The sequence below is a fragment of the Synechococcus sp. CBW1107 genome (assembly GCF_015841355.1).
Classification (GTDB): domain Bacteria; phylum Cyanobacteriota; class Cyanobacteriia; order PCC-6307; family Cyanobiaceae; genus Regnicoccus_A.
Window position 1 is genome coordinate 1,813,612 of record NZ_CP064908.1, and the last position, 21,631, is coordinate 1,835,242.

Below are 21,631 nucleotides of genomic sequence, written 5' to 3' on the forward strand. Positions count from 1 at the left end.
GGTGCCTTTGGTGGTGCGTACCTCTCCTTGCTACTCCGGCGGCGGCGGCGGCGCCACGGGCCGGCTGCCCGCTCCAGGTGCGGCCGGCGGTGGCCTGGGCGGCTCGGGGGCGGTCGTTCCAGCGGGCGGCAGTGGCAACTTTCCGTTCTCGGGCTGGGGATTGGGTGCCGTCTCAGGACCCACCACTTCCACAGCCGAGCGCTCGACCACCAGGCGAAAGCGCAGCCCCTGACGCTCGTTGACCAGCTTCTGCACCGCCGCCACCTGCTTCGGACTGGGCACATCCGGCCGGCTGGCCCTCACCACCACCCGGATCAGGGGGGGATTCTGGTTCCAGTCGATGGTCATCCCATCGAGCTGGGCCTCCTGGCCCAGGGTGACGGTCTCGCGCACCAGCAGGGTCTGGATCGTGTCCTGCAACTGGCGCTGCAGCGTCTGCTGACGGGCCCGGCGCACCAGATCAAGGAAGCTGCTGGTGAGCGGAACCACAAGCACGGCCGTCAGGGCGAGGCTGATCAGGCTGAGCCGGCTGCGGCGCATGTGGTGACGCAGCCCGGGCCCTGATTTGGCCAGCACCACCAGGCAGCCGCTGAGGATGCCCATCAGGTTGGTGAGGTAGAGCAGGCCCGCGCCCAGGGCCAGGCTCCACCTGTCGGCGGAGAGCAGCAGCCCCATCACGCACACCGGTGGCACCAGGGCCACGGCGATGGCCGTTCCAGCCAGCGAGGACACGGCTTCGCTGCGCACCTTGGCGTAGGCGGCGATGCCACCCGCCACCAGGGCGATGCCCAGATCCAGCAGGTTCGGCGACGTGCGCGAGAGCACCTCGTTGCCGAAATCCGGCAAGCCGGCGAGTTTACCCAGCAGCAGCGACAGGGTGACAGTGATCACGGCCCCCACGAACAGGGTCACCAGCCCCTGGATCACCTGGGGCAGGCGACCCCGCAAGATGCCGAAGGCGGTGGCCCGCAGCGGCGTGATCCAGGGGGCGATGATCATGGCCCCGATCACCACCGCGGCACTGTTGGCCAGCAGACCGAGGGTGGCGATCAGGGTGGAGCCGAGGGTGAGCACAACGAACACCTGATCCAGCCGGGCGTCCTGCTGAAATTCGGTGAGCAGCCGCCGCATGCGCTGACGTGGCACCGGGCGCTGTTGCGCTCGGCTGCTCAGACCCGTGGGAAGAAGCGGTGTGATGGCCTGAGCGGATCAGAACTGGCCACCTTAAGCTCATTCTCCAGGCTGATTCGTTGGTCCAGGGGCGAAGCTGGAGCTCTCCTCGTCGTCGGCGTCCGGTGCAAGCGCTGTTGCCCCAGCTGGTCCTGGCTGTTCCCTGGTGGCAGGAACCAGGGATTCAGAAACTGATGGCGGCCCTGGTGGGTCTGGTGCTGATCGTCCTGGCTGTGCGCCTGGCCCAGCACTACATCACCCGCAATCTCAAGGATTCGGACAGCCGCTACTACGGCCGCAAGCTGATCACCTTCGGGGGCTATCTGGCGGCGATCCTGCTGGTGTCGCTCGTCTACCGCGACCGGCTGGTGGGGTTGACGGTGGCGATCGGTGTGGCCAGTGCCGGCATCGCCTTCGCTCTGCAGGAGGTGATCGGCAGTGTCGCCGGCTGGATTGCGATTTCCTTTGGGGGTTTCTACAAGCCAGGAGATCGTGTCCAGCTCGGCGGCATCAAGGGGGATGTCATCGACATCGGCATTCTCAGGACCACCATGATGGAGCTTGGCGAATGGGTCGACTCCGATCTCTACAGCGGTCGGGTGGTGCGAATCGCCAACAGTTTTGTCTTCAAGGAACCTGTCTTCAACTACTCCGGTGACTTCCCTTTCCTCTGGGACGAGATCAAGGTGCCGGTCAAACATGGATGTGATCATCGTCTGGCCCGGACGATTCTCGAGCAGGCGGTGAACGATCTCTATACCGACGAGTTGATGCAGGCCTCCCGCCAGGCCTGGCAGCAGTTGATCCGGCGTTATCTGCTCGAGTCCGCCAGTCTGGAGCCGGCCGTCAGTCTGGTGGTGACCGACAACTGGCTGTCCTTCACCGTGCGCTACATCGTGGATTGCAAACGCAGGCGCATCACCAAAGATCTGCTCTACACCAACATCCTGGACGCGTTCGAGGCCAGTCAGGGTCGGATCGGCATCGCTTCCACCACGGTCCATCTGGTGGAGATTCCCCCGCTCGATGTACGCCTCAACGATGGCAAGGCCCCGGAAAGAAGTTAAGGCGCTGATGCTCAATGAAGAATCGCCAGGGGAGCCTCTCCTGTGGCCATGACGCGCTCAGAATCATCGATTGCGATGGTGGCGATGGCCATGGGGCGAGGGTGTCGTCATGTCGGTATGGTCAGGGTGAGCGGTGTGGGCTTCCGGCGTTTCTGGCCTGGATCCGTCCGGCCGCAACGGCTGCTGGCGCTGCTGCTCGTGCAGTTCGTGCTGCTCGTGCTGCTCGTGCCGGGGCTGCCAGGGCTGGCCAGCGCGCCCATGGCCAGCCCACTGAAGGTGCTTCCTGCCGAAAGCATGCCTGAACACTGCTCCAGCACCCCGGAGTGGGTTCAGCTCGATGGCAGGAAGGTGCTGGAGATCCGCTCGGCTCCAGGCGCTCAGCAACGGACGGCGCTGGCCAGCCGCGGCAGCCGGGCGCTGCAGCTGTGGGCCTCCAACCTCAGCTACCGCCCTGAGCAGATCGTTGTCCGCGACGATCCCCCCTACAGCCTGATCGGCATCCAGCGGGACGGATCCTTCACGGCCAGTCTGGCGGTGGACGATCGCGGAGCGGCCTGCTTCGGGCTCAAACGCCAGCAGCTGGCTGAGCGTTACCGCGACAGCCTGCGTCAGGCGCTGGCGGACTACCGCCGCAGTCACACCGCAGGAGCCTGGGCAAGGGGCACGGCGCTGGCCCTGCTGGTGCTTGGGTTCTATGTGTTGTGGGTGCGTCTTCAGCGGCGTCTCCACAACAGACTGCGCACCTGGATCGGGGCCCAGGAAGCCGGGTTGTTCGCGGAGGTCCAGCAACGCAGCGGACACTTGCTGGATCCCGTTCAGCTGCGTGCGTCGCTGCAGCTGCTGCTTCAGGTGCTGCACTGGGCCCTGCTGCTGCTGATCAGCTATCTGCTGATTCCGCTGCTGCTGGGGTTCTTCCCGCCCACGCAGGGGATCGCCGAAGGCTTGCGCGGTCAGATCCTGGCGCTGGTGGGCCGTCTGCTGGCCGCGATCGTGGCCACGATCCCGAATCTGGTCTCGATTCTTGTGATCCTGGTGATCGCGGTGCTGGTCAATCGCTGCAGCCATGCCTGGTTTCAGGCCATCGATCGCGGCCGCATCCGCATACCCGGCTTCTATCAGGAGTGGGCCCTGCCCACGGCGCGGCTGGCCACGATCCTGATCATTCTGGCCAGTGTGGTGCTGGCCTATCCCTACATCCCCGGCTCCAGCAGCAAGGCCTTCCAGGGGGCCGGCCTGTTGCTGGGTGTGCTGGCGGCTCTGGGATCAAGCGCCATCGCCACCAACATCATCAGCGGACTGATGCTGATCTACACCCGTGCCTTCCGCGAAGGCGACCGTGTCGAGATCAACGGCACCATTGGCGTGGTGCAGGACCGTGCCCTTCTGGTGACACGCCTTCAGACCCCGCGGAACGAACTCGTGAGCATTCCCAATGCCACCGTGATTGCGGCGTCGATCCTCAACTACAGCTTCTCCCGCCGTGAGATCGCCAGACCCGTGGCCCTGGCCACCACGATCACCATCGGTTACGACGTGCCCTGGCGCCGGGTGCATGAGCTGATGCTGGCAGCGGCCCACAGCGTTGAGGGGATCACCGATGAGCTCAGGCCCTACGTGATCCAGACCTCCCTCAACGACTTCCACATCAGCTACGAGCTCAATGCATTCGTCCGGGATGTGAGCACCTATCGCCAGACTCTCTCGGACCTGTTGGCGGCTCTCCAGGATCAGTTCGCGCTGGCCCAGGTGGAGATTCTCTCGCCCGGATATCACGCCATTCGCAGTGGCCGCGCCAGCACGGTGCCACCTCCCTACGTCCCGTCCTGATCGGACGGTGCGGCGGAGGGCTGGCCACGATCCGCCAGCAGGGCTCTGAGCCCCTCGCTCAGTTCGGGGGGCAGGGACAGCTGCAGGCTGTCGTTGCGCAGATGCAGATCCCGCTGGGGGAAGGGGACTGAAATCCCGCGGTGACGCAGAACGGCCTCGATGCGGAAATTGAGATCGCTGATGATCTCGTACTGACGCATGGGTTGGTTGATCCACACCAGCAGACTGAAGTTCAGGGAGCTGTCGCCGAAGCCGGTGAAGAACACCTTCGGTTTCGGGTCCTGGAGAATCCCGGAATAGTCTTTGCAGGCTTCGACCAGGGCATTGCGCACGGCGGTGCAATCCGAGCCGTAGGCCACGCCGATGGGGAGCATCAGCCGGGACGTGGGACTGCCATGGCTCCAGTTCACCACCTGGGATTCGAGGAACTCGGCATTCGGCACGATGATCGCGATTCGATCGAGGGTCACCACTTCGGTGCTGCGCAGGCTGATCTTCTGCACCGTGCCCTGAAGCTCGCCGATCTCGACGAAATCACCCACCTGGATCGGGCGCTCGAAGATGATGATCAGGCCACTGATGAAGTTCTTGGTGATACCCTGCAGTCCAAGGCCAAGGGCCACACCGAACACGCTGGCGAAGAGGGTCAGGGAGCTCAGGTCGAGCCCCCAGAGCTGAAGCAGCACCAGTGAGCCGACGAACAGCAGGGCGTATTGCACCACGAAGGCGATCCCTTCCTGGGCGCCTTTACCGATCCCCGTGTACTGCAGCACGCGGGTGCGCAGCAGCCGCTGCAGCACCCCCAGCCCCTTGGCCAGGGCCAGGAACAGGGTGATCAGCACGATCACATCCAGCACCGAGTAGCTGCGTTCCCCCAGAGGCAGGAAGGGGGAGGCGAGGCTGTCGGAGAGCGCGTCACGCAGCCGCTGCAAGGCCATCCGGCTGAGCGGAAACAGGTCGGCCACTGTGCCGGCCACGCTGATCCAGACCGCCACCTGAAGACTGCGCAGCAGGGCCCGGATCAGGAAGCCGCTGCCCGCCTTCCCTGGGATCAGCTCACCATCGGCGCCCGGATGGGGCCACGCCTGCGGGAAGGCCCGCCGGAAGAGACTTCCCAGCAGGCGCTGCAACAGGAAAGCCCCCAGCAGCAGGGCGAGCGAGCGCAGCCCCATCCGCTGGATGTAGGCGGGCTGCCGTTGCAGGCGTCCCTGCTCCAGGGCCTCCCCCAGGCGGCGGCGCCAGGTTTCCGCCTGGTCCTGCGGACTCAGGCCCTCCGCCGCGTCCAGGCGGGTCACGGTCAGCAGGGGCTTGCCATCGAGGCTGATCACCGGCAGCCCATTGCGCTCCACCACCTGGAGCACAGCTGGCCTGGGGTTGCGGGCGGCTCTCTGGAGCAGGTCATTGGCCGCGTCCGCCCGTTGCTCGGCGCTGTAGTCCTTCGAGCTCCGCACCTGGAACAGGCTGGCCCCGTCCACTTCCACCTGGGCGGCAGGGACCTCAGCCGCGGCCCGGCCGGGTGACGCCGACGGCAGGCTCACCAGCAGCGCCACCAGCAGCACGGCCGGCCAGAACCATCCCCGCGATCGGAGCCAGCTGCGGCCCGCGACACCTGGGCCTGGGACTGTCGGATTCATGGGCTGACTCCTCCCCAGGCTTCGGGCAACCTATTCACTGGTTGTGGGTGTGGAGAGGGTGCACCATGATCCCCATTCAGTCTGATTGAACCAGCCGTGACGCCTCCCCTGGTGCGATCAGGTGGCCAGGCCCGCCGATTGCGCTCCGCTGTTCTGGTGGCGCTGGCCCTGGGGGTGTCCCTGGTGCTGGGGCTGGTCTCGCCACTGCCGCTTCACGCCCAGAAGGAGTCGAGCCCGGCCGCCGAGAAGGAACACTGCATCGAGTCTCCCCCATTCATCACCCTTGATGGCCGAAAGGTGCTGGAGATCCGCTCGACCATTGGAGCCCAGGACCCGGAGGAGTTCGCCCGGCGGGCGACGGAGCAGCTGGCTCGCCTGGCTGAGAGCCCGTCGTTCCAGCCCGAGCGCCTCATGATCGAGGATGCACCGCCGTACACCTTCCTCCTGCGCCCCCGCGCCGACGGCGGCACGGAGCGGTTCCTGGCCGTCGATGACCGCGTGGCGGCCTGCTTCGATATCAGCCGCCAGGAGCTGGCCGAGACGTACCGCAGCCGTCTGGTCAGCGCCGTCACCGCCTACAGGCGCAGCCGCACGCCGATCGCCTGGATCAAGGGAACGGCCCTGGCCCTGCTGGTGCTCGTCATCTACCTGTTCTGGATCCGCACCCAGTCGAAGCTGAACCGCTGGGCAACCCGATGGATCGACCTTGATCAGAACCGTGCGCTTCAGGGCCTGCGCGTCGGCTCCAATCAGCTGCTCGAATCCGTCCAGATCCGCCAGATCCTGCAGCTGGTCCGCCGGGTCATCCACTGGTCGCTGCTGCTCCTGATCAGCTACCTGCTGGTTCCCTTGCTGCTGGGGTTGTTCCCGCCCACCCAGGGGATTGCCGATGGCCTGCGTCAGCAGATTCTGGGGGTGATCCGCAGCGCCTTTGACGTGGCGGTCGGGGCGCTTCCGAACCTGGTCTCGATCCTGCTGATCGCGGCGGTCACGGTGATGGCGATCCGCGCCAGCAACGCCTGGTTCTCAGCCCTCGAGCGGGGCCGGGTGCGCATTCCGGGGTTCTACCAGGAATGGGCCCTGCCCACGGCCCGTCTGGCCACGATCTTCATTGCCCTGATCGGGGTGGTGCTGGCCTACCCCTACATCCCTGGATCCGGCAGCAAGGCCTTCCAGGGGGCCGGCCTGTTCGTGGGTGCGCTGGCAGCCCTCGGCTCCAGCGCCATCGCCACCAACATCATCAGCGGGCTGATGCTGATCTACACCCGTGCGTTCCGCCTGGGCGACCGGGTGGACATCAACGGCACGGTGGGGGTGGTGCAGGAACGGGCGTTGCTCGTGACCCGGGTCCGCACGCCAAGAAATGAGCTGGTGAGCATTCCCAACGCCATGGTGATCGGCGCCTCGGTGGTGAATTTCAGTTTCTCGCGGCGTGAGATCCAGCAGCCCGTCGCGATCGCCACCACGATCACCATCGGCTACGACGTTCCCTGGCGCCGTGTGCACGAACTGATGCTGGCGGCGGCCAAGAGTGTCAAGGGAATCAGTGATGAGCTGGAGCCTTACGTGATTCAGACCTCCCTGAATGATTTCCATATCAGCTATGAGCTCAATGCCTTCGTGATCGGAGCGGACACCTACCGCGAAACCCTCTCTGACGTGCTGGCGGCGCTGCAGGACCATTTCGCGGCCGCCGGGGTGGAGATCCTCTCGCCGGGCTACCACGCCATTCGCAACGGCAATGCCAGCACCGTTCCCAAAGTCTGATCCATCGCCCCAGCCGGTTCGATCGCTCAGCTGATCACCCGATCCCGTCCTGCTGCGCGGCGAGGTAGTGCTCCACCGCACGCTCGATGTTGCGGTGCATCCGCTCCTTCCCCAGTCGGGCGCCCAGCTCCGAGCGGCGGATCATGTCCAGCACCGTGGGATTCAGTCCCGCCAGCCAGAGGCTGACACCCTGTCCGTCGAGACGCCGCTCCGCTTCGGTGAGCGTTTTGAGGGCGGAGTATTCCAGGTCGATCACGGCGCTGCCATCCAGCACCACCACCCTGGGCTGATGTCGATCCACCTCGGCGCGCATCCTGCTGAGAACGCCCTGGGCATTGGCGAAGAACAGGCGTCCCTCGGCGCGGAGCAGCAGCAGCCCAGGCCAGGTCTCATCGCGGGGGTGCCTGGCTGAGAGCGGCCGGAACACATCGGTGCCGCGCTTGCGGCCGATGGCATACACCGGTGGGTTCACCTCCTGCTGAACCAGGGCCAGCAGGGAGAGGATCACGGCCACGAGGATGCCTTTGAGGGTTCCAAGAAACACCACCCCCAGGAAGGCCACCACCGCCCAGCGGAATTCGATGTGACGCACGCGACGGATCGCCAGGAATTCGCCGGGTGCGATCAGCTCGAAGGAGTACACGATCACCACCACCGCCAGGGCGGCCTGGGGCATCAAGGCGATCCAGGGGGCCAGCAGCAGCAACGTGGCCAGAGCCGTCCCCGCCGTCACCAGCTCGGCCACCTGGCTGCGGGCGCCGGCCTGGCGGTTCACGGCGGTCTGGGTGGTGCCACCACCGGCGGCCATGGCCCCGAAGAACCCGCCACCGATGTTGGCGAGCCCCAGGGCCAGCAGTTCCCGGTCGGGAACCGGAGAGGGCTCGTCGCCGGCGCGGAAGGCCCGTGCCGCCGCAATGCTTTCCGTGAAACTCATCATGGCGATGCCCGCCGCCCCGGGCCAGAGCCCACCAAGCAGATCGAGCCGGGGCCAGGTGAGGCCGGGCAGGCCCCTGGGCACCGCGCCCACCAGCTCCACGCCGAGGCGATCAAGCCCCAGCAGGGCGCTGCTGGCGATGGCGACGGCCACCACCACCAGCGGGGCCGGCACGGACGGCCATCGCCGCCTGAGGCTGAAGAGCAGGCTGAACAGAGCCGCCGAGAGCAGGATCGTGGCGACCGAGGCCTGGGAGATCTGCCCCAGCAGGGCCGCCAGGTCCCGAAAGAAGCCGTCCTTCTCGGCATGGAGTCCGAGCAGCTTGGGCAGCTGATCAGCCACGATCACCACGCCGATGCCGGACTTGAAGCCCACCAGCACCGACTCGGAGATGAAGTTGGCGATGAAACCGAGCCGCAGCAGGGCCGCGCCGCAGAGCATGGCTCCCACCAGCAGGGCCAGGGTGGCGCTGGCCGCCACCAGGGCGCCGGGCTCGCCGGTCGGTGTCAGCCGGTTCAGTTCGCTGCCCACCAGGATCGCCAGCGTGGTGGTGGTGCTGACGCTCAGGGGCCTCGAGCTGCCCAGGAAGGCATAGACCGCCATCGGCACCAGGGCCGTGTACAGACCCACCTGCACGGGGAGTCCGGCAATGGTGGCGTAGGCCATCGCCTTGGGCAGCACCACCGCGGCGGCGGTCAGTCCGGCTGCCAGATCGGCCTTCCCCAGCTCACGCCGGTAACCGCTGATCAGAAGAGACGCAGGGAACTGAGCCATGGGGGGGACGACTCAGGCGGATCCGGCGATCTCACGCTGCTGCCATTTCAGAAACAGGGTGGAGATGATCACCGTGATCAACACATAGGAGAGGATCCCGGGAATCAGCTCAGTCATCCCTGGTTGGTAGGTCAGGGCCAGCTGCGCCGCCAGGCCGGTGTTGCGCATTCCCGTCACCAGGGCCACCGTGCGCCGCTCCAGGGGATCCCGTCCGGCCAGCCCGTAGCCGATCGCCAGGCTGAACACGCTGAGGCCGGCCATCGCGACCAGGGCCAGCAGGTTCTGCTGGAGGAAGGGCACCAGCTGCCTGCCGCTCAGCCCCAGCAGCGCCACCAGCATCAGCATCAGCAGCAGAGTGGCCAGGGCACCGAGAGCACGGCTGCAACGCTGGGCCAGCTGCGGCTGCCACTGCCCCAGCAGCACACCGGCGATCACGGGCAGCACCTGCACCTGCAGCACCTGCATCGCCACCTGGGCCGGGTGGATCTCCCACCCGTCGACCTCCCAGCCGAACAGGCCGACGCTGGCCTTGAACACGACCGCCATCAGGGGGATGGAGACGATGGCCAGCAGCGCCGCCGTGATCTGCAGGCGCGCCGCCAGCTCCGCCGTGCCGCCACTGCCGCGCACCCGGAACAGAATGAGCGGGGCGCTGGGACACGCCAGCATCAGGGCTATGGCCACCCACGCAGGCCGTGTCAGCACCCCCTGCAAGGGCAGCAACACCAGCGCCAGTCCGGCCAGAGGCACCAGAAGGCAGGTGCCGAGCATCACCCGCCAGAGGAAACCGGGGCGGTCCCTGAGCAGCACGAACGGGTAGTTCTTCAGCCCGAGACCAAGGCTGAACATCAGGGTCACGATGGTGGCCGTGACCAGCAACGCTGCGGACTGGGGCATGGGAGTCATCCGACCGGAGTGCCGGTCACCAGCAAGGCAAACGCCACGATGCCGATGACGGTGAGCGCAATCGCAGTGAAGACCGTGATCGAGCGCTGATCGACATAGACGAAGTCGTCGCGGCGGATCAGCTTGAGCGTGCGCAGGTGTTGCCGGGTGGCCGCCGCCATCGCCAGGATGCCGATCAGCACGAAGCCGATCGCCACCAGACGCACGCTCAGGCCGGCATGGCCACTGCCATCGAAGCGGCTGCGGTTGATCGCACCGATGATCTTGTCGAGACCGAAGCCGAAACTGATCAGCGACAGGCAGGTGCGGATCCAGGCCATCATCGTGCGCTCGGCGGCCGCCCGGTTGCGCTCCTTGGCCAGCTCGTTGTTGAGGTTTCCCATCAGTTGAGGATTCTCATCAGCCCGCCGTGGTGGCCAGGTGGGCCATCCGCTCGCGCCTGGCATCCTCCAGTTTCTGTTCCGCCTCAACCTCCCGGCCCAGGAAGACATTGAGGAAGGTCCGGATCACGGCCACCACCGCCAGTTTGATCAGATTCTCATTCGAGGGCGCCGTGGTGGTGGCCACGATGTCGGCGGCCAGCTGGAATTCCAGCGCCATCGACAGCCAGCTGCCGAAGCGCAGCCGGATGCTGTTGAAGCGCTGTCCCTGGGGCTGGCCTCTGCCGCGAAGACGCAGGGATTCGCCCAGGGTGGCCAGGAAGCCCACGGCCACGCACACCACGGACACACCCTCCAGAAGAAAGCGCAGGCCACCGGCCATGCCCTCCAGCCAGCTGTTCAGGGTTTCAACAGCCATGGTTCAGCTCCTCACGATGCATCGAAAACCCATGTGACAGGTGGAGGTGTCGATCCCCTGGGCCATGCGGGCGGCAGGGCGGTAGCGGCGGCAGTAGCTGGGAGCGCAGAGAAACGAGCCGCCCTTGACCACCTTGCGCGGGATGGTGCCGTGCTGGGAGGCGGTGTCGATGCTCTCCTGCCGCGAGGCCCCGCGAGGGGACTCGATTGTGCAGCAGCCCCCGGCCTGCTTGTGGGCCGCCACGGTGGCGCCGTGGCCGGCGTACCAGTCGTCGGTCCACTCCCACACATTGCCGATCATGTCGAGCAGGCCGTAGCCGTTCGGCGGAAAGGCTCCCACCGGCGAGGTGCGCTCCCAGCCGTCGAGCAGGCTGTTGTGATGGGGGAAGTCCCCCTGAAAGGTGTTGGCCATGGGCCGGCCGCCGGGGTGGAGCTCCTCCCCCCAGGCGAACTCAGTCCCCTCCACGCCGCCCCGGGCGGCCCGCTCCCATTCCGCTTCGCTGGGCAGCTGCTTGCCGGCCCAGGTGGCGTAGGCGACGGCATCCTCATGGGCCACATGCACCACAGGATGGTGCTCGCGGCTCCTGATCGAGCTGCCGGGTCCTTCGGGGTGGCGCCAGTTCGCCCCGCTCAGGTACTGCCACCAGCGGTAGGGGTCGCCCGTGCCGATCGGTCCGGGCGGTGGCACGAACACGATCGAGGCCGGAGCCAGAAGCTCCGGCAGGGCATCGGGGTAGGCGGCCGGATCCGCCGGCCGCTCGGCCAGGGTCACGTGACCCGTGGCCTTCACGAACTTGCGGAACTGGGCATTGGTGACCGGTGAGCGGTCGATCCAGAAGCCCTCCACCACCACCCGGTGGGCCGGAGCCTCCTCCGGGTAGTGGTGGTCGGAGCCCATGGTGAACGTGCCCCCGGGGATCCAGGCCATGTCCCGCGCCGGTGGGCGCCCCGGCCGGAGGGCCGGGGCAGGTGAGCGATCCAGGGCCATGGCGACTCTGCGCAGCGATGCGTTCCTCAGCCGCCGCCGCTCGCCGCGGCGGTCATCTTCTCCATCACCTCCTCGAGCGAGAAGCTGGCGGCCTTCTGGCGGGGCGGATACTCCTGGAACGTGGCCAGGAACCGCCCCACGATCGTCTGGGCCGGCACCAGCATGAAGGCGTGATCCAGCATCCAGTCCCAGTAGGTGTTGGAGGTGATGTCGGCCCGCTCGTAGGGGTCGGTCTTGAGGTTGAAGATCTTGGGAACCCGCAGCGGCGTGAAGGGCTCGGCCCACACCTGCAGCGTGCCGGTGGCCCGCTGCTCCATGAACACGACCTTGAAATTGTCGTAGCGCAGGCCGGTGAGGTCGCCGTCGTCGGAGAAGTAGAAGAACTCGATCCGTGGGCTCTTGTCGGCCTTGCCCGTCCAGTAGTCGAGCATGTTGTAGCCGTCGAGATGGATCTTGAAGGTCTTGCGTCCCACCTGATGGCCGGTGAGCAACTTCTCCTTGATCTCCGGTTCCCCCGCCGCCGCCAGCAGGGTGGGCAGCCAGTCGAGATGGCTCACGATCTCCGTGAACAGAGTTCCCGGAGCGATCTTGCCGGGCCAGCGCACCAGGGCGGGCACCCGGTAGGCCCCTTCCCAGTTGGAGTTCTTCTCGTTGCGGAAGGGGGTCATGCCGGCATCGGGCCAGCTGTTCATGTGCGGCCCGTTGTCGGTGCTGTACATCACGATCGTGTCATCGGTGACACCCAGCTCATCGAGCAGATCGAGCATCTGACCGATGCAGTTGTCGTGATAGATCATCACGTCGTGATACTCCGACTGCCATCGCCCCGACTGGCCGATGTCCTGGGGCCGCGCGTGGGTGCGGAAGTGCATGTGGGTGGTGTTGAACCACACGAAGAACGGTTCACCGGAGGCCACTGCGTCGCCAATGAAGCGCTTGGCCTCCTTGATGAACTCTTCATCAGCGGTTTCCATGCGCTTCTTGGTGAGCGGGCCGGTGTTCTCGATGCGCTGGGTGCCGTCGCCATTGGCCCAGCAGTGCAGCACACCGCGGGGGCCGAAGTTCTTCTTGAAATCGGGGAAGTCTTCCGGCTTGGGATAATCACGCAGCTCCGGCTCCTCCTCGGCATTGAGGTGGTACAGGTTGCCGAAGAACTCATCGAAGCCGTGCATCGTCGGCAGATGCTCGTCGCGGTCGCCGAAGTGGTTCTTGCCGAACTGGCCGGTGCGGTAACCCAGCGGTTTGAGCAGCTCGGCGATGGTGGGGTCCTCGGGGCGATAGCCCAGCTCGGCTCCTGGCAGCCCCACCTTGCTCAGACCGGTGCGGAACACGCTCTGGCCGGAGATGAAGGCGGCCCGGCCGGCGGTGCAGCTCTGCTCGGCGTAGTAGTGGATGAAGCGGCCGCCCTCCTTGGCGACGCGGTCGATGTTGGGGGTCTGATAGCCCATCAGCCCATCGCTGTAGCAACTGAGGTTGCTCTGGCCGATGTCATCTCCCCAGAGGATGAGGATGTTGGGTTGTCCGTTGGGCATGAGAGGTGGAGGGGGTTGAGGACGCGGGCATGGGGCTGGAGACGGATCCAGGCCCGGCACGCTGATGAACTCACCTACAAACTGGCGCCCATGGCAGGGTGGGGCCACTCAAAAAGTGCAAGCGGCGATGGCTCCGCTCCAGAGGTTCGAGGCTGTCGAAGAGCTGGAAATCCAACTGCGGGAGGCGGGACTGGATCTGCGCCTGCTCCAGCTCTCCAACGGCCGCCTCAGCGGCAACCTGATCACCCGCCAGCTTGGGCCGCTGCGGTTGCTGCGGCTTCAGGCCAACCGCTGTTTGCACGTGACGGGCGGCAAACCACGGGACCGGCGGATGATCGCGCTGTCCCTGTTGCCCGACCGCAACGCTCCACCCCTGCGGGCCCACGGCACGGCCATCGGTGCCGATGTGTTGTTCGGCCTCGATCCCCAGAAGGACGTCCACCTCTCCACTCCCGAGCGGATGGACCTGGCCGTGGTGATGCTGAACCCCGGCATGCTGACGGGCTGGAGCAGCGGTCAGGGGAGTCTTGATCTGGAATCGGAGCCCTTCCGCTTCAATGTTCTGCCCATCGATGACACCAGCCGCGAGCCCCTGCAGCGCTGGTTGCTCAACCAGTTGTCGTTCCAGGCGGAGGCATCCGCATCCCCGGTCATGGCCGCGACGTCGTCAGACCCGGAGGGAGGTGGAGACGGTCTGGTCCCTCTGCTCGTGGACGTTCTGGAGCAGGGCCTCAGACAACGGGGCTGCCCCGAACGCCCGCCGGCACGGATCGAACTGGTCAAGCAGTTGCAACGCTGGGCGGAGGAGAATCCCCTGGAACCGATCAGCCTGGGGAGTCTCTGCCGTCAGGTGTATGTCGGCCGCCGCACCGTGATCCAGGGGTTCCAGGAGCACCTGGGCATGGGCCCGATGGCCTACTTCAAGCTGCAGCGGCTCCATGGCGTTCGCCGTGGGCTGCTGGAGGCCCAGCCGGGGGACGCCACGATCTCAGGGCTGGCGGCCTCCTGGGGCTTCCTCAATCCGGGGCATTTCGCCCGGGATTACCGCCGGTTGTTCGGGGAGCTCCCCAGCGCCACGTTCGCCCGCAGCCCTGGGTTCGCCGGCCGGCGGCGCGGCGCAGCGGTCGACCACTCCCCCTGCTGATCCCGTTGCCGCAGAAGGGGTCGTGAACACGCTGGCCCAGTCGTCGCGCATGCTCACCACCGTCCAGCCCCGCCGGGGTGCCTCGCTCAAGGCCCGATCGAGATGGCCGAAGGCGGACTGGCGGTCGTAGGCCACCTCCCGTTCGGGGTCATCGTGGTGGACGATCACCCCCAGACGTGGGCCCGGCAGGCTGGTGGTCCACTCCAGCATCTCCAGATCCCCGTCGGAGTTGCCGAAAGCGGCGATCGGCCTGCGACCGATCAGCTGCTCGATCAGGATCGGCTTCATGGCCCGATCGGCGACCGTCTGGACCTCGCTCTCGCGCAGGAGCACCGGCAGACCGCCGCGCAGGGCGTAGGTGGTGACGACGCTGGAGCCGATCACCTGCTCCGGGGGGATTCCGTAGGCCTCCTCGGCGAACACCCGCATGAACTCCACGCCGCCGGCCGAAACGATGTAGGTGCGGAAGCCATTGGCGCGCAGATGCTCGAGCAGCTCCCGCATCGGTTGGTAGGTCAGGGCGGTGTAAGGCCGCTTCAGGGTTGGGTGACAGGCGCTGTCCAGCCACTCGCGCACCAGATCGCGGAACACATCCGTGCTCATGCCGGCATGGGTGATCCCCACCAGATCCAGCAGACCCTTGATGCCCATGGTGAGCACGGCCTCCCCGTTGCCGGCCGCGGCTGCCGCGGCGATGACCGGATTGGCCGCGAGTCCGGGCTGCTGGGCCACCATGGCGCGGGCTCGCTCGATCGCGAAGGCCAGCTGCACGTACATCGGCTGCTCCGACCAGAGCGTGCCGTCGTTGTCGAAGACGGCGATGCGTTCCTCGGGCGGCAGATAGCTCTCCCCTCCCGGCTGGCTGACGCTGGCGACGAAAGCCAGGATCCGCGATCGGGTGGCACCGTCCCGCCAGGAGGGAAGGGGCTCTGCGGCTCCGGCGGTGGAGGCCTGACTGGCCATGGCGGGCGCCACAGGGAACGTCATCGTCAGGCTCAGCAGGCTTCCAGCAACCGTCGTCAGGACCCGCGTCAGCACACCGTTCTCCTGCCGGCGTCCGCGAACAGCCGCCGCAGGGGCGGCAGCAGGGCTTCCAGGGCACGGCCGCGATGGCCTACGCGCCGCTTGAGCTCGGGGGCCATCTGGGCAAAGCTCAGCCCCACTTCAGGCACCAGGAACACTGGGTCGTAGCCGAACCCCCCCTCCCCGCAGGGGGCGTTGAGGATCTCACCCGTGCAGACGCCCTCCACCTCCAGCACCGTCTGGCCGCTGGGGTCAGCCAGGGCCAGGGCTGCCGTGAACCGGGCCCGACGGTTGGATTCCCCCTCCAGGGCCTCCAGCAGCCGGGCGATGCGCTCGGGATCGGTGGGGGCATAGCGGGCGGAGTGGATGCCGGGGGCACCGCCGAGGGCCTCCACACTCAGCCCCGAATCATCGGCCAGGGCCCAGTGCCCCGTGATCCGTGCCACGGCTTCGGCTTTGAGACGGGCGTTGGCGGCAAAGCTGTCCCCGGTCTCCTCCACCTCCAGGCCCGGGGGCTGTCCGCGCACCTCCAGATCCAGCTCCGGGCCCTCCGTGGCCAGCAGGGCCGTGAATTCCCTGATCTTGCCGGGGTTGCCGCTGGCGATCACCAGCACCCTAGGGGTGGCCGCCTGGGCGGGGGCGTTCATGCCGCTTCCGCGAACTGGCGGGCCCACGCCAGGATCTCGCTCACCCGCTCCCCGCTCGGGGCCTCGCTGTAGAGGCGCAGCAGCGGTTCGGTGCCCGAGAAGCGCAGCATCAGCCAGTGGCTGTCGCCAAGGCGCAGCTTCACCCCATCGGTGCCCACCACCTCCAGCACCGGCCAGCCGGCCACGCTGGTGGGGGGCTCCTGGGCCAGCTGGCGCTCCAGCCGTTGCCGGCTGGCCATGTCGCGCAGGCGCAGGTCGAGCCGGTCGTAGGCGCTGCCCCCACCGTGGTCGGTCTGCAGGCGGTCGAGGCGCTCACCCAGAGGCAGGCCGCCCTCCACAAGGGCTTCCAGCACCAGCAGGGCGGCGAAGAGGGCATCCCTCTCGGGCAGGTGCAGGCCGAAGCCCACCCCGCCCGATTCCTCGCCGCCCACTAGCACCCCGCCGGCGAGCATCTCGCTGGCGATGTACTTGAACCCCACCGGCTTCTCGATCACCGGCCGTCCCAGCCCCTCCGCCACCAGTTGCATCAGGTCGGAGCCGCTGACGGTCTTGACGACCGCACCCGGCAGGGCCCGGGCCCTGGCCAGGTGATCGATCAGCAGCGGCATCAGCAGCTGGGTGCTGCAGTAGCGGCCGCGCTCATCGATGGCGGCGATGCGGTCGCCGTCGCCATCGAAGACGATCCCCACCGCCGGCCGGCCGGCCTCGCCGCTGGCCCGCACCGCGTCGATCAGCTCCTCCAGGTAGGGAGCCAGGGGCTCGGGCGGGTTGCCACCGAAGAGCGGATCACGCCAGGAGCGGATCTCCTCGATGCACGCATCGCCGGACCCGTCAGCGGCTCCTTCAGCGGTTCCTGAGGGGACTCCCAGCAGGGCCGGCAGCCCTCCGGCCGCAGACCCGTGCATGGGATCGACGATCACCCGCAGCCCCATGGTCTCCAGCCCCCGGCGCAGGGCGCCGGTGTCGACCAGCTGGCGCAGGCCCGCCAGGTAGCCGCCCCAGCCATCGAAGCGTGGGGTGTCGCCGGGGATCGGCACGGTGATGCCCCCCGCCTCCAGGCGCTTCTCCACATCGGCGGTGAAGGCCTCCTCCACCGAGCCGCCGAAATGACCCTTGATCTTCAGGCCGATCCATTCGGGAGGGTTGTGGCTGGCGGTGATCACCAGGGCCCCGAGGGCGTTCCGTTCCACCACGGCCCAGCTGCAGGCGGGTGTCGGCACGGCTGAATCCGTGAGCACCGGCTCGAGATCGGCGCCGCGCACGGCGCTGGCGATGGCTTCGGCCAGCTCCGGTGCCAGAAAGCGGCGGTCGTAGCCGATCACCACCTCGCGGCTCGTGAGTTCAGGCGGGGCGGCGCGCTCCAGTTCGCGGGCCGCGGCCGCGGCCACCACCAGCAGGCGCTCCAGGGTCACATCGACGCCGAGGATGCCGCGCCAGCCGTCGGTGCCGAAACGGATGGGACTGGGCTCCAGGGGCAGGGGGGCAGAAGCCATGGGGGGAGCGGGGTTCAGTAGCTCGTAGCAGCAGTCCGGCCGGCCTGGGTTGGAGCAGGTGCCGGCCTGGCGGCAGACCACTGCCCGCCGTAGCCTGCTGGCATGCCCGCTGAACCGTCCAACCGGCTGGTGACCGACCGGTTGCTGCGCAGCTGGCTGCGCTGTCGGCGCCGGGCCTGGCTCGATCGCCATGGGGATCCCGGGCAGCGGCTCTGGAGCGCCCACCGGGCCCTCCAGCTCGACGATCAGCAACGCTGTTTCGTGAGCCTGCTGGAGCAGCGGCCCCTGGCCGGAGAAGCCGCCTGCGCCGCCGCTGCCCCGGCGGTGGTGGGCGTGCGCCTGCGGGGCCGGGGCACCGCAGGCCTGGAGCTGGAGGCCCATCCCCCGCTCCTGCGCCGCAGCAGCGGGGAGAGCCGCTGGGGGGACTACGCCTACCAGCCCGTGATGGCCCGGCAGGGGCGCCGCCTCACCCGCGAGCACCGGCTGGTGATGGGGTTGTGGGGACAGCTGCTTTCGGGGTGGCAGCAGGGTCCGGTCAGCCATGGCCTGGTGGTGGCGATCGGTGCCGGGCGGCTGGAACGGGAACGCCTGGCACTTGGGGACGGGCTCCAGCGCCAGCTGGAGGACACGCTCCCCAGGCTGGCGGCGGATCTGGATCGCCCCCAGCCCCCCCCCCTGGTGAGCGATCGCAAGAAATGCGTGCTCTGCTCCTGGCGCGGCCTCTGCGACCGCGAGGCGGCCGCGCAGGGCCACCTCAGCGAGGTGAGCGGCATCGGCGCCAAGCGGCGTGAGTTGCTGATCGAACTGGGCCTGCCGCAGCTCAGTTCCCTGGCCGCGGCTGATCCAGAGGCTCTGGCCGATGCGCTGGAGGTCCACGGAGAGCAGCACCGCGAGGTGGCCGCGCGGCTGGTGGCCCAGGCCCGCGTCCAGCAGCGGGGGGAACCCCTGCGCCTGCCGGTGGAGCCCCATCAGGCGGCCACGGCCCTGCCCGAGCTGGACAGCGCCAGCGGGGTTCTCGTGTACGACATCGAATCCGACCCCGACGCCCGCGACGACTTTCTGCATGGTTTCCTGCGCATCGAGCGGCAGGCCGATGGCCGCTGGCCCGCAGGGCTGGCCGCCAGCGTCGGCCGCTACCGCCCCCTGCTGGCCCTGCATGAGCACGGCGAGGCCAGGCTCTGGCAGCGCCTGCGCCGGCTGCTGGCGGCCAGCCCCCCCGACTGGCCCCTTCTTCATTACGGCGAAACCGAATCGATTGCCCTGGTGCGCCTGGCCCAGCGCCAGGGGGCCAGTGAGCGGGAGCTGGCGGACCTGCGCCGGCGCCTGGTGGATCTGCACCAGCGGCTGCGGCGTCACTGGCTGCTGCCGGTGAACAGCTATGGCCTCAAGGCGGTGGCCGGCTGGCTGGGGTTCTCCTGGAGCCAGAAGGGGGTCGACGGGGCCCGCTGCCTGCTCTGGTGGCGCCAGTGGCGGGGGGATGGCACCCCGGCGGGCCGGGGCAGCCTGCATGGCCTGCGCCGGATCTTTCGCTATAACCACGACGATGGCCTGGCCACCTGGGCGGTGGCCAGCTGGCTGCTGGCTCAGGACGCCGCGCCGCCCGCCCCCACAGGTGGGGGCACCACCCCCGTGGGCACCGACATCTCCAGGGTGGTTCCCGCGCCGGTCACCAGCAGCGGCTCCTCCAGCGCCTGACGCCGCACCAGGGCCAGCCCCAGCCAGAGGCTGCGGCCATCGGGCCCGGCGTTGAGCCGCAGGCTGGAGGTGATCCGTCCCGCCCGCTCTCCGCCGGGAGTGCGCAGCACCGCCCCCACCACCGGTCGCTGATCGTCGCTGGCGGTGTCCGCGGGAGCGTCGGTGGGGGCCGGTTCCTGCCAGCACCAGCGGCGCAGCTGCTGCTTGACGCCGTCATAGGTGGCCAGCTTGGCCAGGGTTTCCTGGCCCACGTAGCAGCCCTTGCTGAGGCTGACCCGATCCGCCAGGCCGAGCTCGAAGGGGTTCACCTCCTCGCTGATCTCGTTGGGGGCCTGCGGCCGCCCCTGGCTGAGGCGCCAGCGCTCGGTCTGGATCGGCCCCAGGGCCGGGATGGCCACGATCTCAGCGGGGAGGCACTCCCCATCCCTCAGCACCAGCCGATGGCCGGGCAGCTGCCAGCCCACGGCGGGTGCTGCCATGGTGCCGGCTCCCTCCAGAGTGAACAGCGTCCCCGCCAGCGGCGGCCCCAGGGACACCTGATCGGCGGGGAAGAGGACCCGGTCAAGGGCCTGATGGATGGCGGCCCCGTCGCCGGCGGTGATCACCAGCCAGGCACCAGAGGCGTCGACCAGCACCTCGGCCAGGCCGCGCACGCGGGCGGTGGGGGTGAGGCAGCAGGTGGCCAGGCACTGGCCGGGCTGGGCCCGCTCCAGATCCTGGCTGCTCTGGCCATGGAGGAAACGCAGGCTGTCTGGCCCGTCGAGGCGGATCAGGCTCACGGACTGGTCCCAGCGGCTGGGACTGGCGGGCCGCCAGCCCCAGGGGCCTGAGGGGGTGGAGCGGTTCAGGTCCATGACGGGCTCGGCGTTGGGCTCACCCTTGCAAAGTCCGTGCCGTGGTGGCGATCTCGTCCAGCAGTAACAGGCTGCGCAGCTCCAGGCCCGCCGCGGTCATGGCGTCAAGTCCTCCTTCCTGGCGGTCAACGATCGTGACCACCCGCTCCACCACGTAGCCGGCCTGGCGCAGCTGCTCGACGGCCTTGAGCGAGGAGCCGCCCGTGGTCACCACGTCTTCCAGCACGGTGATGCGGGCTCCCGCGACGGGCAGGGGACCCTCCAGCCAGGCGCCGGTGCCGTGCCCCTTGGCCTGCTTGCGCACGATCAGGGCGTCGAGGGGCAGCCCCGCCTGGGCGGCCGCCATGGCCACGCCACTCACCAGGGGATCAGCCCCGAGGGTGAGACCGGCCACGGCCGCGGCTCCCTCCTCCACATGCTCCAGCAGGGCCTTGGCCAGCAGAGCCAGGCCGTAGCCGCTGAGGCTCACCGGCTTGCAGTTCACGTAGTGGTCGCTGCTGCGGCCCGACGCCAGGGTGAACTGGCCGTGGCGGTAGGCCTTGGTGGCCAGCAGCTCCAGCAGCACCTGGCGGCGCTCCGGTGCTGTGTCGGGGATGGGGGTCAGTGGCATTGCAGCAGGGAGAGAGCGGGCGGCGGCGGCGCTCCGGCCAAAGCGCCTGGCAGAACACCGCTCTGCCGCCTAGTTTGCGCGATGATCGGAGTGTGATGCCCCATCCTCACCCTGCCGGCCTCCTGAGCCATCAACTGCCGCAAAGCCATGTCCTCAGCCACTGTTCCCTTTGCCAGCCGGCTTGAGCGGGCCGCCCCTGGTGTGCCCGTGGTGATCGGCGCCCTGGCCGGCAGCGCCCTGGCTCTCCTTCCCCCGCTCGCCGCCCATGCGGGGCCGGTGATCTGCACCACCACCCTTGAAGCCCCCCTGGCGGGCACCGGCAACAGCACCCGGCCGCTCAGTGCCCCGGTGGAGGTCACCCGCTGTGATCCGATCCAGACCACCGCGGAACTGGTTCAGCAGCGCGCCTACACCTGGCGCTCCAGCTTTGCCCGTGGGGTCAGCCTCACCAATCAGATCACCGACATCCTCGGCATCGCCATGGGTGGCCCCGAGGGCAACCGCGTGATGGGGCTGGGCTTCCCTGAGCAGGCCATGGTCTGGGATTCCTCCGCCATCAGCAACACCTCCGCGGCCCTGCTGGAGCAGCAGAGCGCCCCGATGCCCTGGCGCAATGCCGATCTCCCTTCGGTTTTCTCCGCGAGCCTGCAGGTGGCTCCCATCTCGGTGCCGGTGGAAGCCGCTCAGCCCGGGGCCAACGAGTACCCGATGGCCCTGCCCTTCGAGAGTGCTCCCTCACGCCAGCCGGTGCGCGGCCTCTGGTGAGGCC

General features: G+C 68.1%; 18 protein-coding genes and 1 pseudogene. 6 read left to right on the forward strand and 13 right to left on the reverse strand.

From position 1 onward, the window contains the following. Nucleotides 1-30: 30 nt before the first annotated feature. Nucleotides 31-1,146, reverse strand: coding sequence for a DUF389 domain-containing protein (locus I1E95_RS09460; protein ID WP_322782233.1), 1,116 nt, complete (start codon nt 1,144-1,146; stop codon nt 31-33). A 149-nt stretch (nt 1,147-1,295) separates the two neighbouring features. Here I1E95_RS09460 and I1E95_RS09465 point away from each other — a divergent pair, with 149 nt between their 5' ends. Next, nucleotides 1,296-2,237 carry a mechanosensitive ion channel family protein gene (locus tag I1E95_RS09465; protein WP_231594530.1) on the forward strand — a complete coding sequence of 314 codons (942 nt, stop codon included), beginning with the start codon at nt 1,296-1,298 and terminating at the stop codon, nt 2,235-2,237. Between the two features lie 48 nt (nt 2,238-2,285). After that, nucleotides 2,286-4,064 carry a mechanosensitive ion channel family protein gene (locus tag I1E95_RS09470; RefSeq protein ID WP_231594531.1) on the forward strand — a complete coding sequence of 593 codons (1,779 nt, stop codon included), beginning with the start codon at nt 2,286-2,288 and terminating at the stop codon, nt 4,062-4,064. On the opposite strand, the gene I1E95_RS09475 is transcribed toward I1E95_RS09470, so the two are convergent. Continuing rightward, nucleotides 4,049-5,698, reverse strand: a complete 1,650-nt coding sequence (locus I1E95_RS09475; RefSeq protein ID WP_197161685.1) for a mechanosensitive ion channel family protein — start codon at nt 5,696-5,698, stop codon at nt 4,049-4,051. The two genes, I1E95_RS09470 and I1E95_RS09475, sit on opposite strands and share 16 nt — an antisense overlap. A 96-nt stretch (nt 5,699-5,794) precedes the next feature. On the opposite strand from I1E95_RS09475, the gene I1E95_RS09480 reads away from it, so the two are divergent. After that, nucleotides 5,795-7,465 (forward strand): mechanosensitive ion channel family protein, encoded by a 1,671-nt coding sequence (locus I1E95_RS09480; RefSeq protein WP_231594532.1) that lies wholly within the window; start codon nt 5,795-5,797, stop codon nt 7,463-7,465. Between the two features lie 34 nt (nt 7,466-7,499). On the opposite strand, the gene I1E95_RS09485 is transcribed toward I1E95_RS09480, so the two are convergent. Genes I1E95_RS09485 through I1E95_RS09510 form a run of 6 tightly spaced genes read right to left on the reverse strand, consistent with a single transcriptional unit; the run spans nt 7,500 to nt 13,396 of the window. Then, complete coding sequence (locus tag I1E95_RS09485) at nt 7,500-9,173, reverse strand: SulP family inorganic anion transporter (protein WP_197161688.1); 1,674 nt, start codon at nt 9,171-9,173, stop codon at nt 7,500-7,502. A gap of 12 nt (nt 9,174-9,185) precedes the next feature. Further along, nucleotides 9,186-10,070 carry a bile acid:sodium symporter family protein gene (locus I1E95_RS09490; protein ID WP_197161690.1) on the reverse strand — a complete coding sequence of 295 codons (885 nt, stop codon included), beginning with the start codon at nt 10,068-10,070 and terminating at the stop codon, nt 9,186-9,188. Nucleotides 10,071-10,075: 5 nt separating this feature from the next. Next, a complete protein-coding gene (locus I1E95_RS09495) occupies nt 10,076-10,462 on the reverse strand; it encodes a YidH family protein (protein WP_197161693.1) in 387 nt (128 codons plus the stop codon). 16 nt (nt 10,463-10,478) lie between these two features. Further along, entirely contained in the window at nt 10,479-10,877 is a 399-nt protein-coding gene (locus tag I1E95_RS09500; protein ID WP_197161696.1) for a DUF1622 domain-containing protein, read from the reverse strand. A gap of 3 nt (nt 10,878-10,880) precedes the next feature. Next, the gene (locus I1E95_RS09505; protein ID WP_197161699.1) at nt 10,881-11,864 is read right to left on the reverse strand and encodes a formylglycine-generating enzyme family protein; all 984 of its coding nucleotides are present in this window, start codon (nt 11,862-11,864) and stop codon (nt 10,881-10,883) included. Nucleotides 11,865-11,890: 26 nt separating this feature from the next. Beyond that, nucleotides 11,891-13,396 (reverse strand): arylsulfatase, encoded by a 1,506-nt coding sequence (locus I1E95_RS09510; protein WP_197161701.1) that lies wholly within the window; start codon nt 13,394-13,396, stop codon nt 11,891-11,893. 652 nt (nt 13,397-14,048) lie between these two features. On the opposite strand from I1E95_RS09510, the pseudogene I1E95_RS16900 reads away from it, so the two are divergent. After that, nucleotides 14,049-14,420: pseudogene (locus I1E95_RS16900) on the forward strand (hypothetical protein); the annotation flags it as partial. Here I1E95_RS16900 and I1E95_RS09515 read toward each other — a convergent pair. The 3 genes from I1E95_RS09515 to I1E95_RS09525 are packed head-to-tail and all read right to left on the reverse strand — an operon-like array spanning nt 14,385 to nt 17,703. Next, nucleotides 14,385-15,527 carry an HAD family phosphatase gene (locus I1E95_RS09515; RefSeq protein WP_231594533.1) on the reverse strand — a complete coding sequence of 381 codons (1,143 nt, stop codon included), beginning with the start codon at nt 15,525-15,527 and terminating at the stop codon, nt 14,385-14,387. The pseudogene I1E95_RS16900 and the gene I1E95_RS09515 overlap by 36 nt on opposite strands. Before the next feature lie 44 nt (nt 15,528-15,571). Beyond that, nucleotides 15,572-16,210, reverse strand: coding sequence for an RdgB/HAM1 family non-canonical purine NTP pyrophosphatase (gene rdgB / locus I1E95_RS09520; RefSeq protein WP_197161707.1), 639 nt, complete (start codon nt 16,208-16,210; stop codon nt 15,572-15,574). Beyond that, complete coding sequence (locus I1E95_RS09525) at nt 16,207-17,703, reverse strand: phosphoglucomutase/phosphomannomutase family protein (RefSeq protein ID WP_197161710.1); 1,497 nt, start codon at nt 17,701-17,703, stop codon at nt 16,207-16,209. The genes rdgB and I1E95_RS09525 overlap by 4 nt, the downstream gene beginning before the upstream one ends. Before the next feature lie 102 nt (nt 17,704-17,805). Here I1E95_RS09525 and I1E95_RS09530 point away from each other — a divergent pair, with 102 nt between their 5' ends. Further along, entirely contained in the window at nt 17,806-19,398 is a 1,593-nt protein-coding gene (locus I1E95_RS09530; protein WP_197161713.1) for a TM0106 family RecB-like putative nuclease, read from the forward strand. Here I1E95_RS09530 and I1E95_RS09535 read toward each other — a convergent pair. Continuing rightward, nucleotides 19,287-20,252, reverse strand: coding sequence for a folate-binding protein YgfZ (locus I1E95_RS09535; RefSeq protein WP_197161715.1), 966 nt, complete (start codon nt 20,250-20,252; stop codon nt 19,287-19,289). The two genes, I1E95_RS09530 and I1E95_RS09535, sit on opposite strands and share 112 nt — an antisense overlap. A gap of 19 nt (nt 20,253-20,271) precedes the next feature. Continuing rightward, complete coding sequence (pyrE, locus tag I1E95_RS09540; RefSeq protein WP_370594540.1) at nt 20,272-20,862, reverse strand: orotate phosphoribosyltransferase; 591 nt, start codon at nt 20,860-20,862, stop codon at nt 20,272-20,274. 147 nt (nt 20,863-21,009) lie between these two features. On the opposite strand from pyrE, the gene I1E95_RS09545 reads away from it, so the two are divergent. Next, nucleotides 21,010-21,627 (forward strand): occludin/ELL family protein, encoded by a 618-nt coding sequence (locus I1E95_RS09545; protein WP_231594534.1) that lies wholly within the window; start codon nt 21,010-21,012, stop codon nt 21,625-21,627. The last annotated feature ends 4 nt before the right edge of the window (nt 21,628-21,631 follow it).

Coding starts and splice junctions, on each gene's coding strand:
- I1E95_RS09475 (WP_197161685.1), bottom strand. CDS start 5,698: ATGAATCCGACAGTCCCAGGCCCAGGTGTCGCGGGCCGCAGCTGGCTC.
- I1E95_RS09490 (WP_197161690.1), bottom strand. CDS start 10,070: ATGCCCCAGTCCGCAGCGTTGCTGGTCACGGCCACCATCGTGACCCTG.
- I1E95_RS09510 (WP_197161701.1), bottom strand. CDS start 13,396: ATGCCCAACGGACAACCCAACATCCTCATCCTCTGGGGAGATGACATC.
- rdgB (WP_197161707.1), bottom strand. CDS start 16,210: ATGAACGCCCCCGCCCAGGCGGCCACCCCTAGGGTGCTGGTGATCGCC.
- I1E95_RS09525 (WP_197161710.1), bottom strand. CDS start 17,703: ATGGCTTCTGCCCCCCTGCCCCTGGAGCCCAGTCCCATCCGTTTCGGC.
- I1E95_RS09530 (WP_197161713.1), top strand. CDS start 17,806: ATGCCCGCTGAACCGTCCAACCGGCTGGTGACCGACCGGTTGCTGCGC.
- I1E95_RS09470 (WP_231594531.1), top strand. CDS start 2,286: ATGACGCGCTCAGAATCATCGATTGCGATGGTGGCGATGGCCATGGGG.
- I1E95_RS09515 (WP_231594533.1), bottom strand. CDS start 15,527: ATGACGTTCCCTGTGGCGCCCGCCATGGCCAGTCAGGCCTCCACCGCC.
- I1E95_RS09505 (WP_197161699.1), bottom strand. CDS start 11,864: ATGGCCCTGGATCGCTCACCTGCCCCGGCCCTCCGGCCGGGGCGCCCA.
- I1E95_RS09495 (WP_197161693.1), bottom strand. CDS start 10,462: ATGGGAAACCTCAACAACGAGCTGGCCAAGGAGCGCAACCGGGCGGCC.
- I1E95_RS09500 (WP_197161696.1), bottom strand. CDS start 10,877: ATGGCTGTTGAAACCCTGAACAGCTGGCTGGAGGGCATGGCCGGTGGC.
- pyrE (WP_370594540.1), bottom strand. CDS start 20,862: ATGCCACTGACCCCCATCCCCGACACAGCACCGGAGCGCCGCCAGGTG.
- I1E95_RS09535 (WP_197161715.1), bottom strand. CDS start 20,252: ATGGACCTGAACCGCTCCACCCCCTCAGGCCCCTGGGGCTGGCGGCCC.
- I1E95_RS09545 (WP_231594534.1), top strand. CDS start 21,010: ATGTCCTCAGCCACTGTTCCCTTTGCCAGCCGGCTTGAGCGGGCCGCC.
- I1E95_RS09485 (WP_197161688.1), bottom strand. CDS start 9,173: ATGGCTCAGTTCCCTGCGTCTCTTCTGATCAGCGGTTACCGGCGTGAG.